A 16281-nucleotide genomic window follows, 5' to 3' on the forward strand; every position below is an offset into this window, starting at 1 on the left:
AAAGGTTGGTTCCCGTTTCGAGTGAAGAGGCAAGTGAAAGTAGAAAGGCGGGTATCAGGGCGATAAGCTGCAAATAAGGGACCATGTTGAGAATACCTGTAAAGAGCCCAAGAAGAATGCCCAGGGGGAGCCCAATGAGACAGAATCCCAGGGCAAAAAGGATACCAACGATGGTTGCTACCGCCGCCTGTCCCCTGAAATAGCTGTTCATGGCAGACTCGAAATCTTTCACGAATCCAACGACGGACTCGCGATAGAGTGGAGGGATCAGTTCTTTCCAGCCCGTGCTCACCTTCTGGTAATCGATCAGCAGAAAGACAAGATAGAGGCCAATGATGGCAAGTCCCAGAATTCCCAAAAGAAAACTTGCCATACCCGTTGCAATTCCCCACACTCCGGGGAGAACTTTCCGGGCCGCCATTTCAACGATGCTCCAGAAATTCTCGGCTTTAAAATACTCTTGTATTTCCTCTCTGGAAGCATACTCTTTCAATACGTTCACAAGATCAGGGGGAAGCAGTTGTCGCGCCCGCTGTGTAATATCGGTATTGTTTGCCAGGTCTGAGAGAATCCGACCGATATAACTCACTTCATGGATGATCAGGGGAATGATAAGCCAGAAAACGAACGTAATGACCCCGCTTACGAGGGCAAGAGCAATGAAGACGGATGCCGTTCTATTGGGGATCTTCTTCTGCAGCAGAAGAACCAGCGGGTTCATCATGTATGCCAAGAGAAGAGCGACGGCAAAGGGAATAAGAACATCACTCAAAAGACTTAAAAGCCAGACCAGGGCCCAGATACCTGCGGCGGCCAAAACGAGACGAACTACCCGGTCAAAGGTAAAGGGTTTATTGTCTGGTATCATGAGATCTCCTGTTTTTCGGAACGAGCGCCCTTGCAATGTGCATAAAAGCCGCTTGGTTCCTTTTCTGAAGTGTGCATCAACATTATCCATGCTTTCATTCAGAACGCAACATGTGATAGAGTTTTTTACACCAACTTCGCATTCAATAAACATTGCATCAGTAGATGTTGATAATGCATGCTGATAATTATAAGTTTTTATACTGAATACTTTCAAGATTCGATTCAACAAAGAGACATCTGAATTCTTATGAGATCATCAAACGCACGTTCATGCAAGATATTAGCAGTTATCTTCCTGTCGGTTTTTGCCGGAGCTACCGTTGCAGGAGGTACTGAAAACGGAATATTGCCGATTGTTGAAGGCTCAAAGACCGATGTCGTGCTCTTGATTGTCTTTGTATTGCTGGCATTGGTCTTCTCCTTCGTCTGTTCTATAGCGGAGGCCGTTCTCTTGAGTATCACGCCGTCGTTCATTGAGAGTCTCCGAGAGAAGCAACCAGAACGCGCGGGATTATTAAAACGGCTGCGGCAAGAGAGAATTGACCAATCACTTGCCGCGATCTTGACTTTGAACACGATCGCACACACTGTAGGGGCTGTTGTGGCTGGGGCTCAAGCTACGGTGGTATTTGGAAGTGTCTGGATTGGTTTGTTCTCCGCTGTCATGACGTTAATGATCTTATTTTTTTCTGAAATCATTCCCAAAACGATTGGGGCAGTCTACTGGCCGAAGTTCGTGGGGATAACGGCACTTTTCATACAGGGCCTGATCATATCTCTTTATCCGTTGGTGTGGATTGCTGAAGGACTGACAAGACTGATCGCCCGGGGAAAAGTGGAACATGTTTTCAGCCGTGATGAATTCGTCGCCATGGCGGATGTCGGTGAGCAGACTGGTCAGATTGACGAGCAAGAGTCCCAGTTCATACGAAATCTATTTCAGTTCGGCTCGCTGCAAGTAACAGACATCATGACACCACGTGTTGTAATTTCGGCATTGCCTCAAGATATGATGGTTGCGGAGGCCTTGAAGGATGTCACTGAAGCTCCATTCTCGCGCCTGCCGGTATACGAAACGGATATTGATAACATTACGGGCTTTGTTCTCAAAGATGAGATTCTAATGTCCACGTCCCTGGGACGGGGTGATGTAAAGCTTGATGCACTGAAGCGAAGTGTTCATTTCGTTCCAGAGTTAATGCCATTGTCAATGCTGTTGGAATTTCTTCTCGATCATCGGCAACACATCGCCATTGTCGTTAATGAATATGGAGGAACGTCAGGGTTGGTAACGCTGGAAGATGTGTTGGAGACATTATTGGGCATGGAAATTCAAGATGAAATGGATGATGTTGAAGACATGCGTGTTCTTGCACGGCAACAGTGGAAAAAACGCGCCAAGGCACTTGGCATCAAGGTGGAAATCACAGAAGAAAGCCAGGCCGGAAAGGGTGATCCGGCGAATTAGGAAAAGGGTTACAGCCTGATATGCTGTAACCCTTGCTATTTCTGGTGCCCCCGGTGTGACTCGAACACACGGCACACGGATTAGGAATCCGTTGCTCTATCCGCCTGAGCTACGGGGGCACGCGGCCTGTCGGTTTTTGAGAGGAAATCCCCTATCATTATTTCTCCTTCGAGTCAAATGATTTGGGGGAAAAGGAGAGGTAGTTTTCGAGTATCCGCTCGGGACCGAAATTGACGAGTTTCAGATAGTCTGCCGAGACGCCTTCAAAGGCTTTTTGAGGTGCCAGGCCGATCAGTTCCGATTCGAGGACCTCGATCCCCCATTGAGCGGCCTGTTCGCGGATATGGTCGAAGACCACCACGGGCGGTGTTACTTCGTAATCGATGAGGTTCATGGAGACCTGGACGATCCCCCTGCTGGTAAGCTCGATACCGATGGCCCTGACGCAGGGGAGGCCACCGTATGATTCCCTGATGTCCCGGGCGATCTGCCTGGCTGCGACGACGTTATCGCAGTTAAGATTGACATTGAAGGCGATGAGCGGTTTCCGGGCGCCGACGGCTGTCGCCCCGCTGCGGGGTTTGTACCGCACCGGGCCCGCGTCGGGCTTCCATTGCTCGTCCTTCAGCCGTTCCTCCAATCCTTCATACCGGCATCGCCGCACGTCGGGAAGTTCCTTTTTCCGGGGGTGAAGGGCCGCCGCTCCGTAAAAGTAAACGGGTATCCTGTTACGGCGGGCGAAGCCGCGGCCGAAGGTGTGGGCCGCGGCGACGGCGTCCTCCATGCCGGCGCCGGCAAGGGGGATGAAGGGGACCACGTCGACGGCGCCCATGCGTGGATGCACGCCTTCATGGGTCCTCATGTCGATCAGTTCGACAGCCCGGTCACAGAGTCGGTCGGCACCCGTCAGAATTGAATCACAGGTTCCGATGAAGGTGATGACGCTGCGGTTGTGGTCGGGGTCCATGCCGGCGTCGAGGACCCGCACGCCCCCGACGTCGGACAGCAGGCGCACCATCTCGTCGAGGAACATTCCGTTCCTGCCTTCACTGAAATTCGGCACACATTCCATGATCTTCATATGTCAAGTCCCCCCACCTGGTGGATCACTTCGGCGGGCAGCTCCAGGCAGGTCAGGTACCCGCCGTAAACGGCGCCCGTGTCGATCCCGATCTTGTAATCGTCTCGGTACACATCGGGAAAGGGTGTGTGGCCGAAGACGACGGTTTTTCCAAAGTCGTGATCGGACCGGATGAACTCGTAGCGTATCCAGAACAGGTCTTCCCGGTCCTGTTCCTCAAGAGGTATGCCGGGCCTGAAACCGGCATGCACGAAAAGATAGTCGTCGGTTTCAAAAAAAAGTTGCAGGGATTCAAAGAAGTCCCGGTGCGCTTCCGGCATGATATCGACAGCGCTTCGAAGCGACAGGCGATCGCGGTATGACCGCAGCGTCGCGTCTCCCCCGTTGTAAAGAAACATGTCACCCGTTGTTCCGCCCGTGATGTAGTCGAGGAACATCTGCTCATGGTTTCCCATGAGACAGACAACGTGGTTCAGGCGCGCCTTCAGTTCAAGCACGCGATCAACCACCCCTTTTGAAGCGGGGCCCCGGTCTATGTAATCGCCGATGAAGAGGAGAAGGTCGCGATCCGCATTGATAGTGATGGTGGAGAGCAGTGCATCCAGTTCGTCGAGGCACCCGTGGATGTCGCCGATGGCGAATATTTTTTCCATGGCCTCTCCTTATTCGAAGAGGGCTTTGACAAATTCCTCGCTCTTGAATGTCCGCAGGTCATCGATCTTTTCACCGATGCCGATATACCGGATGGGGAGCTTCATTTCCTTGGCGATCCTGACCACGATACCTCCCTTTGATGTGCCGTCCAGTTTCGTCAGGGCCAGCCCGGTGATGCCGATCTCCTTGTTGAACATCTGTGCCTGTGAGACGGCGTTCTGACCCGTGGTGGCGTCAAGGACGAGCAGTGTCTCGTGGGGGGACCCGGGAAGTTCCCGTCCCATGATTCTCTGGACCTTTTTGAGCTCGTCCATGAGGTTGGTCTTCGTATGCAGCCGGCCCGCCGTGTCGATGATAAGGACATTCACGTTCTTCGACTGGGCGGAGTGGATGGCGTCATAAACGACGGCCGATGGGTCGGCGCCCATCTTCTGTTTTATCAGGGGAACGCCGGTCCGGGTGCTCCAGATCTCAAGCTGCTCGATGGCTGCCGCCCGGAAGGTGTCCGCCGCCGCGAGCATGACGGAGAGCCCTCTCTTTGTGAAGCGATGCGCCATTTTTCCGATGGTGGTTGTTTTCCCCGTGCCGTTCACGCCCACCACCATGATAGTGTAAAGCGAGTCCAGCGGTATCCGCAGCGGGGCTTCACAGTGGGCCAGGATGCCGACCATATTGTCCTTGATGATGTTCTTGAGCGAATCCGATTGGTCCAATTCACGGCGTTTCGCCCGGTCCCGCATATCCTCGATGAGGTCGCAGGTGAAGGCCGGCCCTAGGTCAGCGGCTATCATGATCTCTTCCAGGTCTTCAAAAGTATCCTGGGAGATCACCTTGTCGCCGGAGATCATTTCATCGAGATTTCTGACAAAGCTCTTTCGTGTTTTGTCAAGACCCGTTTTGAGCCGTGAGAAAAATCCCGCTTCCTTGCTGTTCTCTTCCATCGTCGAACTTCCAGATCAGGGTTTAGGCGCTACTCATACAATGTTTCCCGTGAGATGTAAAGAATCGAATCAGGTGAGGTTCAATTGAGGCTGACAGATACGATGCTCGATATGCCGTTTTTCGCCATGGTGACGCCGATGAGGTTGTCGGCGGCCTCCATGGTCTGCTTGTTGTGCGTTATGTAGATGACCTGGGAGTTGCGGGCGACGTCCTTCACGAGATTCTTGAAAAGGTATACGTTCGTATCGTCCAGCGGCGCGTCGGCCTCGTCAAGGACCAGGAAGGGCGTCGGACGGTACAGGAGGATCGAAAAGATCAGGGCCACTGCCGAGAGGGCCTTTTCGCCGCCCGACAGGAGGGACAGGTTCTGCCGCCGTTTCCCCGGGATCTGAAGTTCGATATCGACGCCGGTTTCCAGCATGTCCTCTTCGTCGGTAAGGATCAGCCGACCCTTGCCGCCAGGGAAAAGCCGGGGAAAGACCTCCTGGAAATAGCCGTCCACAGCCTCGAAGGTTTCGGCGAAACGCTTTCTCGATATCTGGTTTATCCTTGAGATGGTCCGCTGCAGGGACTCGATCGATTCGTTGAGGTCCTTCAGCTGGATCGCGAGGAAATCGTGGCGTTCCCGCAGCTGCTCATGTTCGCTGAGGGCGAGAAGATTGACTTCTCCGAACTCCTCGATCTTCTTTTCACTGTCCGTAAGTTTCCGGTGCAGCTGTTCGGTCTCTGATTCGCTCAGTCCAGCGAATCCCGGCAACAGTTCCTCTATATCGACGGCATATTTTTCCTCAATCGCCCGGGCAAGTGTTTCAAGTTTTATGTTCAGCTCCCGGATCTCGATCTCAAGGTTGCCGGCCTTCTTCGCCAGTTCTTCGTGGAGCCTTCGTTCCTTCAGGACCGACACCTCGTGCTCCCGAAGAACCGATTCCCTGTTTCCCTGCAGCTCCCGCCGGTGTGACAGGTCTTTCTCCAGACCGTTGTATGTTTCATACAGTCCGGTCAGGGCCGTCTCATCCCGTTCTATGGATTGAGCCGTTTCGGCAGCCTTGTTCTCGCCGTTGCGCAGGTCCACATGAAGCTGAGAAATGGCCTCACCGGCTTCCAGGAGTGCCTTGTCAAGCCGGGCAAGGGTCTCTTCCTTCCCCTTGTGCTGTTCCTCAAGAGAAGTTATGGAAATTCTCTTTTCCACCAGTTCGGCGTCTCGTCCGGCCAGTTCCTCCTTGAGGCGGGTCCACTCTTCCTGAAGGGCGGTGATCCGCTCGCCGGCGGATGCCATAGCCTCTTTCTGCGATGCCTCTTCCTGCCGAAGCTCCTCTATCCGCCGCAGGGCATCCTCTTTTTCCGATTCCAGTGTATCCCGGTTGAAGGTAGCGACCGTGATGGCCTGATCGATCCAGGATGCTTCTCCGTCAAGCCTCTCGAGGTCCTTCTCCCGTCCGTTGATGGCGATCTGCTGTTCATGGATCTGTGTCCTGAGAACGGCTGTCCGCTCACGGAGCGCCGAGAGTGCCGTCTTCAGTTTTTCCGCATGAGAGCGGCTTTTTGCGAGACGACCGTTCAGTGCATCCACCAGGGCGTTCAATTCTTCGATCTCACGGTTGTTCCGCAAAAGCGAACCCTCACCGTTCACGGCGCTACCGCCGGTTATGACGCCGTCGGAGCGGATGATGTCGCCTTCGGGGGTGACATAGGTCCCCGTGAATCCGTTCTTCTCCCACAGGCCCAGTGCCGTCCGGAGGTCGGATATCAGAAGAACGTCCTTCAGGAGGTAGTCAACGATGGGACGGTAATGATCGTCATGGGGCGTCACATGGTCAGCAAGGCGGACCGCCCCCTTCAGGTAGGCGGGAAGGGTTTCGTCGGTGCCGCCATTTCGCAGTTCCAGGGGAATGAAGCTGCCCCGTCCCGAGGCGCGCTGCTTGAGGTAATCGATCGCCTTCATGCCTTCTTTCTGGCTTTTGACGATGACATACTGCAGCTTGTCCTCGAGGGCCGCTTCAACGGCCGTTTCATAGTTCCGGGGAACGCTGATGTTGTCGGCGACCAGGCCGAGCACTTCGTCGCGGGGTAATTCCCGTGTCTGAACCGCCTTCAGTATGGTTCGGGTCCCTTCACTGCACAGTTCGAATCGTTCGCGCAGTTCCTTTAATGATGTCAACCGTGACGAGGCGATGCCGATCTCCTGCCGGATGCCGTCGATCTCTTCCAGCAGGGTCGCAAGCTCCGCTTCTTTCTGCTGGCTGCCGGCCTGGATGTTCTCTTCCTCGGAAATAAGCTTCGCAAGACCCTCCCGGTCCGCCGACAATTGGGCGGCCAGCGCGGTCCGTTTTTTCTCAAGGGCCGTCCGCTGCTTTTTCTTTTCAGCGAGTTCCTTTTCCTCGGTGGTTATCTTCACACCGATGGAATCCATTCCTTTCAGAAGGGCGGCGAGGACGTTCTTCACGCGAGCCTGTTCGGCGACCCGGTCTATGTGGCTCGATTTCTCCATTTCGAGGGTTTCATGGAGTGACCTCTCACGGACCCTGAGGCCCTCGACGGTTTTCTGTATCTCCACCATTAATGATGTAAGGTCATTGATCCGTTTCCGGTATTCCTCTGTCGACGTGTGTATCCCATCGATTTCCTGGTTGATCTCTTTCCGTCGCTGCTCCTGTCCGGCTATTTCGCGGATGTTGGCTTCCTTTTTACGCTGAAGTTCCCTGATTGTTTCCCGCGCGAAGTTGATCCCCTGCTCCTTGATGTTTATTTCATTTCTGACGGAGTAGAACCGCTCCTGCAGGTCGGTGATGGCCGCTTCCTGCTCGGCAAGTTGCGATCTCATGTCTTCAACGGCGGCTTCCGAGCTCTTCAGTGCGGTTTGTGCTTCTATATGTTCTTTGTTGAGGGAATCGGCGGCGTGTTGCAGTTGTGCTCTTCGCGCGGTCAGTTCCGCATAGGTCTGCAGGGAGAGCTGCAGGCGGGCTTCCTTGATCTCTTTCCTCAGTTCCTTGTACCGCTCCGCTTTTTTCGCCTGGCGAGCCGTGGCGTTGAGCTGGCTTTTGACTTCTCTGAGAATATCGTTCAGCCTGGTGATGTTCTGCTGTGTCGCCTCGATCTTCCGGGTCGCCGATTCCCTCCTTGATTTATATTTGACGATGCCAGCCGCTTCTTCAATGAACTCGCGCCGGTCCTGGGGCTTTGCTTCGACCAGTTTCGTCACCCGTTCCTGTTCGACGATGGAGTATGTCCTGGCCCCCACGCCCATATCCATGAAGAATTCTCTGACATCGAGGAGCCGGCAGGGTGCCTTGTTGATGAAGTACTCGCTCTCTCCGTCGCGGTAAAGCCGCCGTGATATGGTGATCTCCGACATCTCGGCGAACTTGCCCGGGAAGATCCTGCCGTTACGCTCCAGGGTCATGGTCACTTCCGCGATGTTGACACCGGCGGTTCCGTCGCTGCCGTTGAAAATGACGTCCTCCATCTTTTTCCCGCGGAGCGCCGTGAATCGCTGTTCACCCATGACCCAGCGGATCGCGTCCACAATGTTGCTTTTACCGCACCCGTTGGGACCGACGATGGCGCTGATCCCTTCGGAAAATTCGAGCGGAGTCTTATCCCTGAAGGATTTGAAGCCCAGTATGTCCAGTTTCGCCAGTTTCATGCAGTATGACCGTTTTTCCTCCTTCCGTCGGCCGGAAGGACCTAATCTCACTTATTTTTTCCATAATTTGAGCAAAAATTTATCAGAAGAACCGGTCTTTGTAAAGCAAAAACACAATATATTGTGGCCGATTTTTTTCGAACACATCTTGTTGTGTTTTTTATCCACAGGGCGCCAATTATTTCAATGTCTTTTCAAAAAGAGGTCATTCGGGTGCGGTGCCCCCTTTTTTCTTGACTCTTGCTGCGAGAGGTCATATGAACGCACCAGCGATTACGCGTTCTATCCGAGGAGGTGTTGTATATCATGTCCGGTTTCAGGAAAATTACCATGGGAAGGCTCCTCGAAGAGACGGCGGAACGGTTTCCCGACGGCGAAGCCCTTGTCTGTCCCGAATTTAACATCCGGCAGAACTACCGGGAATTTCTCGATACCTGCCGGTCTGTAGCCCGCGGGTTCATGGCGATCGGTGTCAACAAAGGGGATCACGTGTCGGTCTGGACGACGAATCTTCCCGAGTGGATGTACCTCCAGTTCGGCCTTGGCATGATCGGGGCTGTCCTGGTGACGGTAAACACGAACTACAAATCACACGAAATTGAGTATATTCTGCGCCAGTCGGATTCGACGACGCTCGTTCTGATGGAGGGGTACCGGGATACGAATTTCTTCGATATTTCCCATGAGGTCATCCCGGAAATGCGACTCTCGAAACCGGGAGAGATCTGCGCTAAGAGTCTTCCCCGCCTGAAGAATGTCGTTTATGTCGGGCCCCGGCAGGAAACGCCCGGCATGTTCCGTTTCGATGAAGTGATCCGAAGGGGTGAAACGGTCAGCGATGCCGAACTCGCGGAGCGAAAAGCGTCGATAGACGCCCACGAGGTGGTCAACATGCAGTATACGTCGGGAACGACGGGATTCCCGAAGGGCGTCATGCTGACCCATTACAATATCATCAATAACGCCCGTATGGTCGGGGATGTCATGGGAATGACCGAGCAGGACCGCCTGCTCATACAGGTGCCACTGTTTCACTGCTTCGGTTGCGTCATGAGCTCGCTCAACTGTGTCTGTCACGGTTCGACCATGGTTGTTTTGGAAAGCTTCGATCCGGGGAAATCCATGCGGTATGTCGAAGAAGAAGAATGCACAGCCGTCAATGGCGTGCCGACCATGTTCATCGCCATCCTGAACCATCCCGATTTTCTGCGCTTCGATCTGCGCTCACTGCGGACGGGGATCATGGCGGGAGCGCCCTGTCCCATCGAGGCGATGAACCGTGTCATCACCGATATGCACTGCTCCGAAGTGGTCATCGCCTTCGGCCAGACCGAGAGTTCCCCCGTCATGACCATGACGCGCCGTGACGATCCCGTTGAGCTGCGGGTGTCGACGGTAGGCACCCTCTTCGAGGGCGTGGAGGGGAAGGTCGTCGATCCCGATACGGGAAAGGACCTGCCGCCCAACGTTCAGGGAGAGATCGTCACCAGGAGTCCCTGTGTCATGAAGGGATACTACAAGATGCCCGAGGCCACACGGGAAGCCATTGACGAAGAGGGCTGGCTCCATACGGGAGACCTCGGAACAGTGGATGAACGTGGATATTTCAGGATAACGGGCCGGATCAAGGACATGATCATTCGGGGCGGGGAAAATATCTACCCCCGTGAGATCGAGGAATTCCTTCACACGAACCCGAAGGTAAAGGACGTCTACGTCGTAGGTGTTCCCGATGAAAAGTACGGCGAGCAGATCCTCGCGGTGATTATCCTGAAGGACGGCAGGCAGACCACGGAAGAAGAGATGCTTGAATACTGTCGGGGCCGGATCGCCCGTCACAAGATACCGAAGTACTGGGAATTCACCGATGATATCCCCATGACGGCCAGCGGCAAGGTCCAGAAGTTCAAGCTGATCGAGCGCTTTGTCAAGAAAAGCGCCGCGTAGAAGAACAAAAGGGAGGACGGATGTCACCGTCCTCCCGCCGTTGTTCTCATATGAGGGTTATCCCCTCGCTTCCTTTTTCCTTAACCATTCAAGATATTTCGCGATGGCGCCGGCGCAGTCCTGTATGGTCGCGTAGACCGGCAGCCCTGCCGCACGGAAGGTCTTGAACATGCCGATGCGGGCCTCTTCCGTTTCGAGATTGGTCTGCGAGAAGCGCGATATGACGGGTATGACGGGCTTCTGTGCCCGGCCTACTGCCTCCAGGATGATGTTGGGTCCGGTCTGAAGCTTGTCTTTCTGGAAATTGTTGATGAAATCGATGGAAAAATAGGGGACGATGACGTCAACTCCCTCATCGGCATCAAGTGAGAGGATGCCCTCGGCCATGATGTTGAAGTCGAACCCGAACATGCCCAGGTCGACGGGATTCGCCGTCGATGTGTTCACGTCGCTGATCTTTTCCGCGATGCGTTTCTGGGTCTCCGGTGCGAGTGTCGGGACGTTCAGCCCCGCCAGTTCGGCGCAGTCGGTGAAAGTGACCGCCGTTCCTCCCCCCGCGCCCAGGAATCCCACGCGAGGTCCCGCCGGAGTTCTGTCACTGACCCCAAGCATGATGGCATTGACGAGTTCTTCAAAGGTGTCGACGAGGACCCCGCCGCCCTGGCTCATGGCAGACGCCCAGACACGGTAGTTACTGGCCATGGCGCCCGTGTGGCTCGCCGCGGCCTTTGCGCCGGCTTCGGACATACCCCCCTTCAGAATGAAGACGGGGCGTTCGGCGGTGATCTCCTTCAATATGTCAAGAAAGCGCTGCGGTTCCTTCAGGTCTTCGATATAGGCACCCATCACGCGGATCCGCGTGTCCCGGGCGAAATAGGAAAGATAGTCCTCCGCCCGTATGTCTATCTGGTTACCGTAGGAAACAACCTTGTTCAATCCGAGATAGTGAGCTACGGCCATGCGCACGAAATTCGTCGTGACGCCGCCGGACTGGCCGATGAAACAGACATCCGAGTTGCCGTTCTGTTGTTGAATGCTGAAACCGAAACTGACGCGTCCTTCGGGACAATATACGCCGATGCAGTTGGGGCCGACGATCCGTGTTCCTCCCCTGCGGGCCTCACGGATGATCTCCTCTTCCATTTCGTGATTGCCCATTTCCGAGAAACCGGCCGTGAAGAAATGAATGAATTTTACTTTTCTCCGTGCCGCCGCCTTCATGATCTCAAGGGACTGGCTCTTCGGTGCCGTTACGATGACCAGGTCTATTCCTTCGGGCAACTCGTCGAGGGAATGGTAGAAACGAACACCGTCCATTTCGTTGTACTTGGGATTGACAGGGTAGAGCTCACCATTATAGCCGATCATTTTAAGGATGAGGTAATAGGGAAGTTTTCCGCCGCCCAGCTTTGACGAAGCGCCGATGACCGCTATGCTTTTCGGATAGAACAGTTTTTCAAGATCCACGAGATGACTCCCTTTCGTGTAAGGTGGCCTTCATCTATTATGGATAGGCATTTCAGTCAATAAAAAATGATGCCGTCATGGAACATAACAACGGTCGCATTGCGGGGGGTGCATATGCCGGTGGAACCGCAGCAGGTTCGCGGATCGAAATTTTTCATGTTGACAAATCAAGACTTTCCTACCATAAACTGCACTCGGTGGGGTGCCCGCGATTCAGGAATGATTCGGAAAGATACAGGGATGCGAAAGGAGCGTTGAATGGGCGTTGCTCGGGCCGACACACATGAAAAGGACGTTTTTGAAAGGATCTTTCATCCTGAACGGATCGCGATCGTCGGGGTGTCTGCGAACGGTGCGGGCTTCGGGGGCTGGATGATGGGCTCGTTGCTCGAGATGGGGTACGCGGGAACGATATACCCCGTGAATCCACGGGGCGGGATGGTCCGGGGCATGAAGATATATCCCCGTATCGAAGATATTCCCGAGGATATCGATTTCGTCATTATTGCCGTTCCCGCCGAACAGGTGCCAGAGACGCTCGATGCGGCCCTGCGGAAGGGGGCGGCCGGGGCGGAAATCCTTTCCGCCGGGTTCAGGGAAACGGGAACGGACGGCGGCATGGCCCTGGAAAAGGCGGTTGTTGAACGGGCGAAGCAGGGAATCCGGGTGATTGGTCCCAACTGTTTCGGCGTGTACTGTCCCGGCAGCGGGCTGACACTGATGCCCGGTCCGGACCTGTCCCGGGAAAGCGGTCCCGTGGCCTTCCTTTCCCAGAGCGGCGGGATGTCGATAGACTTCGCGCACATGGGCCGGTGGATGGGTGTCCGTTTCAGCAAGGTCATCAGCTTCGGGAACGGAGCCGACCTGAGGGAAACGGAACTGCTCCGGTACCTCGGAGATGACCCGGAAACGGGCGTGGTCGCCATGTACGTCGAAGGCGTTCAGGAGGGGCGGCTGTTCTTTGACGTACTCAGAGAGGTGGGTGAGAAGAAACCCGTGGTCATTTACAAGGGCGGTCTTTCAGATGCCGGAAATAGGGCGGTCCTGAGCCATACGGCCTCCCTGGGGGGGAGCGGTGTCATCTGGAAGTCCCTCATGCGGCAGTGCAACGTGGTTCCCGTCGTGGACCTGATGGAGATGGCAGAAACGACACTGGCCCTGTCAAGACTTCCAGGCCAGGTATACCGGGGTATAGTGGTTACCGGCGGCGGAGGCGCCCTGGGGGTGGGTGCCTGTGATGCGGCGGAAAGCTTCGGTCTTGAACTTCCTCGTCTTGAGCAGTCACTCAGTGACCGGATTCTCTCTGTGCTCCCCAAACCGGGTTCGAGCGCGTTGAACCCGATCGATGTGGGAAATCCCTATGTTGATCCGGGGACCCTGAAAAAGGCCCTTCTCATGGCTGCCGAGGACGACCGGGTCGACATTCAGGTCCTGATCCAGCTTTTGTACCATTTTGAGCACTTTGCAAAGGATATTGAAGGTGTTTCGGTCAAGGACGTCGTTCCCATCCAGGTGCTCGCCGATGCCATGAAGGACGTGGTGGAGAAAACGGGCAAGCCCGTGGTGGTGGTGTTGCCGAATAATGTGAGAGACATTTCGAAAATGGGCGTTGAGGAAATGATACGGGCAGTAAGAAACGCGTTTCTGGAGCGGCATATTCCCGTTTTTGACGATCTCACGGGCGCTCTTCGCGCCATCGGTCATGTTTCACGGTATTATGAAACCAAACAAAGGAGACGGTAGGACGTATGAAGATCATCGAAGAGGCATTGAAAAGGGGGGCGAAGGCTCTTTCGGAGCATGAATCGAAACTGTTTCTCGCTGAGGCGGGGATCCCCGTAACCCGGGAAACCATCGTGACGACCGAGGAAGCCGCCGTGGCGGCCGCGGCAGAGATCGGCTATCCGGTGGTCTTGAAAGGGTCCGGTGAGGAGTTGAGCCATAAGACGGAGATGGATCTCATCGCTCTGGACATGCGTGATGAAGATGATGTTCGTGAAGCCTTCCGGCGCCTGACATCGAAACCTGACGTGACCGTCAAGGAAGTCCTCGTCCAGCAGATGGTGAAAGGGGACCGGGAACTGGTGGTTGGACTGACCCGTGACGAGCAGTTCGGTCCGTGCGTCATGTTCGGTCTGGGAGGGATCTTTACGGAGATACTCGAGGATATTTCCTTCCGTGTCGCACCACTGACCCGGCTCGATGCCATGGAGATGATGGATGACATCAGGGGCAGGAAAATACTGGGCGCTGTTCGAGGAAAGCCGCCCGTGGACCGTGAAATGCTCGCCGACATCCTGCTGGCGCTCGGACGCATCGGGCTGGAATACGAGGCGGTGCGGGAGATCGACATCAACCCCCTGAAGGTTCTTGATGGGAAACCGGTTGCCGTTGACGCCCTTGTCGTTCTGAACGGCAAATAACCAGGCAGGAAAGCACAATAAACATGAGTTCCTTTGAAGGGGAAAAGTGGGACGTCGTCTTCGTCGCCAACGGCATGGCCGAGGCGAATATCATCGTAGGCAGGCTTGAAACGGAAGGGATTCCCACGCGGCTCGAGTATGAAGCGGTGGGGGCTCTGTACGGTCTCACGCTGGACGGCCTCGGCCAGGTGAGAGTGACCGTTCCTTCGCAGGACGCTCCCCGGGCATTGGATGTCCTCTCCAGGACCTATGAGAACGGGGACCTGGACTGGCAGGAGAAATAAAGAAGGCGCGGTGATACTACCCGCCGCGCCTTCTTCAGATACCCCCATCATTTTTTCACATTTTTCCACAACGACGCGTTCGCGTTCCCGAAACCGCCGCAGAGCATGGCGACCCCGTACGTCGCGTCTGGGTAATCGTTCTGCATTATATTGTTCAGGGTAATGATGATCCGGGCGCCGGACTGGCCGAGGGGATGACCGAGTGCCAGCGCTCCGCCCCAGACGTTCACGTTTTCGAAGGGTGCGTTCTCACCCAGTCCCAGTTCGCGTAGGACGGCCAGGGACTGGCTGCCGAAGGCCTCGTTCAGCTCCCACACATCGATGTCGTTTATGGTCATTCCTTTCCATGCGAGGAGTTTCCGGGCGGCGTAAAGAGGACCCATGCCCATGACGGTCGGGTCGCATCCGGCCATGACACCGCCGGCATAGGCGAGGTGATACTTCATGCCGAGTTCGTCCGCCTTTTCGCGGCTCATGAGCAGCATGGCGCAGGCACCTGCAGTAATGGGAGATGATGTGGCTGCCGTGACGACGCCGTCTTCCCGGTATGCCGGTTTCATGGCTGCCATCTGGTCCATGGAGATATCGGGCCTTACCCACTGGTCCCGGTCAACGATGATGGTATTGCCCTCATCATCGTGGCCCTCTACGGGAATGATCTCGTTGGCGAATTTCCCCGCCTCTGTGGCTTCATGGGCACGCCGGTGACTCCAGAAGGCGAAATTTTCCTGATCGACACGTGATACGCTGTACTGAGCAGCTACCTTTTCCGCCGTGGAACCCATCAGAAGGTCCTGCATGTTGTACCGGTCGGCTAGGAGTGGTGAAAAGTCGATATGGAACATGGGATTAGCCTTTTCCATGTCCTCGACGCCTGATACGACATAGATCTCTCCCTCACCGCACATGATCGCCCGTGCCGCATGCTCGGCCGCCGCCATGCCTGAGGGACACTGCTGGCCGATGCCGTTCGTCGGGATCGATTCCGGAAATCCTCCCGCGAGCCAGCCGAGTCGGGCGATGTCGTTCTGCATACCTGCCTGGTTTGCAGTACCGCAGAATACGGCGTCTATGTTTTCCGGGTTGACCTGAGGATTACGCGCGAACAGGGCCGTGTACGCTGCCTTCAGGGGTACCTCGGGACGAAGGTTCCTGAACCAGCCCTTCTTGGGATGTGCCCGCACGTTTGCGGTCCTGACTCCATCGACGATAACGCATTCCTTCATAGATTATCCTCCTTCACATATATAATGTTACTTCCTTGCTTTCCCATGACCGGATGGTTCCCATCGGCGGTACGTCGATCTTTTTCATCACTGTCGATAAAATCTCTTGACTCCATTACCAATGTCAGATTATATTAACACACACAATAAAAGATAACAACGTTAATTTTTTGTATGTCTATTTACATTATGACGTCTCGATTTCTCACAAAAGAAGTGCCTGGAAGCACTCTTAAAATAATACCCATGATCATATTGGATGAACGGGCGGCATCA

At 54.9% G+C, this 16281-nt stretch carries 12 protein-coding genes and 1 tRNA gene; 5 read left to right on the forward strand and 8 right to left on the reverse strand.

Translation table 11 applies throughout. From position 1 onward, the window contains the following. Positions 1–868: AI-2E family transporter (locus JXO48_07315; GenBank protein ID MBN2283684.1), on the reverse strand; the 868-nt coding region annotated here is incomplete at its 3' end. Positions 869–1117: 249 nt separating this feature from the next. Between JXO48_07315 and JXO48_07320 the strand changes: the two genes are divergently transcribed. Next, entirely contained in the window at positions 1118–2338 is a 1221-nt protein-coding gene (locus JXO48_07320) for an HlyC/CorC family transporter (protein ID MBN2283685.1), read from the forward strand. Positions 2339–2380: 42 nt separating this feature from the next. Here the strand turns inward: JXO48_07320 and JXO48_07325 are convergent. From JXO48_07325 to smc, 5 genes are all read right to left on the reverse strand, one after another. Further along, a tRNA-Arg gene (locus tag JXO48_07325) sits at positions 2381–2457 on the reverse strand. A gap of 38 nt (positions 2458–2495) precedes the next feature. After that, a complete protein-coding gene (gene ftcD / locus JXO48_07330; protein MBN2283686.1) occupies positions 2496–3419 on the reverse strand; it encodes a glutamate formimidoyltransferase in 924 nt (307 codons plus the stop codon). Continuing rightward, on the reverse strand, positions 3416–4072 hold the full coding sequence (locus JXO48_07335) for a serine/threonine protein phosphatase (GenBank protein ID MBN2283687.1): 657 nt from the start codon (positions 4070–4072) through the stop codon (positions 3416–3418). The genes ftcD and JXO48_07335 overlap by 4 nt, the downstream gene beginning before the upstream one ends. Positions 4073–4081: 9 nt before the next feature. Continuing rightward, the gene (gene ftsY, locus JXO48_07340; GenBank protein MBN2283688.1) at positions 4082–5014 is read right to left on the reverse strand and encodes a signal recognition particle-docking protein FtsY; all 933 of its coding nucleotides are present in this window, start codon (positions 5012–5014) and stop codon (positions 4082–4084) included. A gap of 80 nt (positions 5015–5094) precedes the next feature. Further along, entirely contained in the window at positions 5095–8658 is a 3564-nt protein-coding gene (smc, locus tag JXO48_07345) for a chromosome segregation protein SMC (GenBank protein MBN2283689.1), read from the reverse strand. 306 nt (positions 8659–8964) lie between these two features. Between smc and JXO48_07350 the strand changes: the two genes are divergently transcribed. Further along, a complete protein-coding gene (locus tag JXO48_07350; protein ID MBN2283690.1) occupies positions 8965–10605 on the forward strand; it encodes an AMP-binding protein in 1641 nt (546 codons plus the stop codon). Positions 10606–10662: 57 nt separating this feature from the next. Here JXO48_07350 and JXO48_07355 read toward each other — a convergent pair whose 3' ends face one another. Further along, positions 10663–12072 carry a CoA-binding protein gene (locus JXO48_07355; GenBank protein MBN2283691.1) on the reverse strand — a complete coding sequence of 470 codons (1410 nt, stop codon included), beginning with the start codon at positions 12070–12072 and terminating at the stop codon, positions 10663–10665. Positions 12073–12330: 258 nt separating this feature from the next. Here JXO48_07355 and JXO48_07360 point away from each other — a divergent pair, with 258 nt between their 5' ends. The 3 genes from JXO48_07360 to JXO48_07370 are packed head-to-tail and all read left to right on the forward strand — an operon-like array spanning position 12331 to position 14779. Beyond that, positions 12331–13815: a CoA-binding protein gene (locus JXO48_07360; protein MBN2283692.1), complete on the forward strand. Its 1485-nt coding sequence runs from the start codon at positions 12331–12333 to the stop codon at positions 13813–13815. A gap of 5 nt (positions 13816–13820) precedes the next feature. Beyond that, positions 13821–14495: an acetate--CoA ligase family protein gene (locus tag JXO48_07365; protein ID MBN2283693.1), complete on the forward strand. Its 675-nt coding sequence runs from the start codon at positions 13821–13823 to the stop codon at positions 14493–14495. Between the two features lie 23 nt (positions 14496–14518). Next, positions 14519–14779 carry a DUF2007 domain-containing protein gene (locus JXO48_07370; protein MBN2283694.1) on the forward strand — a complete coding sequence of 87 codons (261 nt, stop codon included), beginning with the start codon at positions 14519–14521 and terminating at the stop codon, positions 14777–14779. Positions 14780–14826: 47 nt separating this feature from the next. Here the strand turns inward: JXO48_07370 and JXO48_07375 are convergent, their stop codons facing one another. After that, positions 14827–16005: a thiolase family protein gene (locus JXO48_07375; protein MBN2283695.1), complete on the reverse strand. Its 1179-nt coding sequence runs from the start codon at positions 16003–16005 to the stop codon at positions 14827–14829. Between the last annotated feature and the right edge of the window lie 276 nt (positions 16006–16281).

The organism is Deltaproteobacteria bacterium (assembly GCA_016933965.1).
GTDB lineage: Bacteria > Desulfobacterota > Syntrophia > Syntrophales > UBA2210 > JAFGTS01.

Excerpts from the sequence above, each read along its gene's own strand:
- ftsY (MBN2283688.1), bottom strand. The coding sequence starts at position 5,014 with ATGGAAGAGAACAGCAAGGAAGCGGGATTTTTCTCACGGCTCAAAACG.
- JXO48_07365 (MBN2283693.1), top strand. The coding sequence starts at position 13,821 with ATGAAGATCATCGAAGAGGCATTGAAAAGGGGGGCGAAGGCTCTTTCG.
- JXO48_07370 (MBN2283694.1), top strand. The coding sequence starts at position 14,519 with ATGAGTTCCTTTGAAGGGGAAAAGTGGGACGTCGTCTTCGTCGCCAAC.
- smc (MBN2283689.1), bottom strand. The coding sequence starts at position 8,658 with ATGAAACTGGCGAAACTGGACATACTGGGCTTCAAATCCTTCAGGGAT.
- JXO48_07320 (MBN2283685.1), top strand. The coding sequence starts at position 1,118 with ATGAGATCATCAAACGCACGTTCATGCAAGATATTAGCAGTTATCTTC.
- JXO48_07360 (MBN2283692.1), top strand. The coding sequence starts at position 12,331 with ATGGGCGTTGCTCGGGCCGACACACATGAAAAGGACGTTTTTGAAAGG.
- JXO48_07350 (MBN2283690.1), top strand. The coding sequence starts at position 8,965 with ATGTCCGGTTTCAGGAAAATTACCATGGGAAGGCTCCTCGAAGAGACG.
- JXO48_07375 (MBN2283695.1), bottom strand. The coding sequence starts at position 16,005 with ATGAAGGAATGCGTTATCGTCGATGGAGTCAGGACCGCAAACGTGCGG.
- ftcD (MBN2283686.1), bottom strand. The coding sequence starts at position 3,419 with ATGAAGATCATGGAATGTGTGCCGAATTTCAGTGAAGGCAGGAACGGA.
- JXO48_07335 (MBN2283687.1), bottom strand. The coding sequence starts at position 4,072 with ATGGAAAAAATATTCGCCATCGGCGACATCCACGGGTGCCTCGACGAA.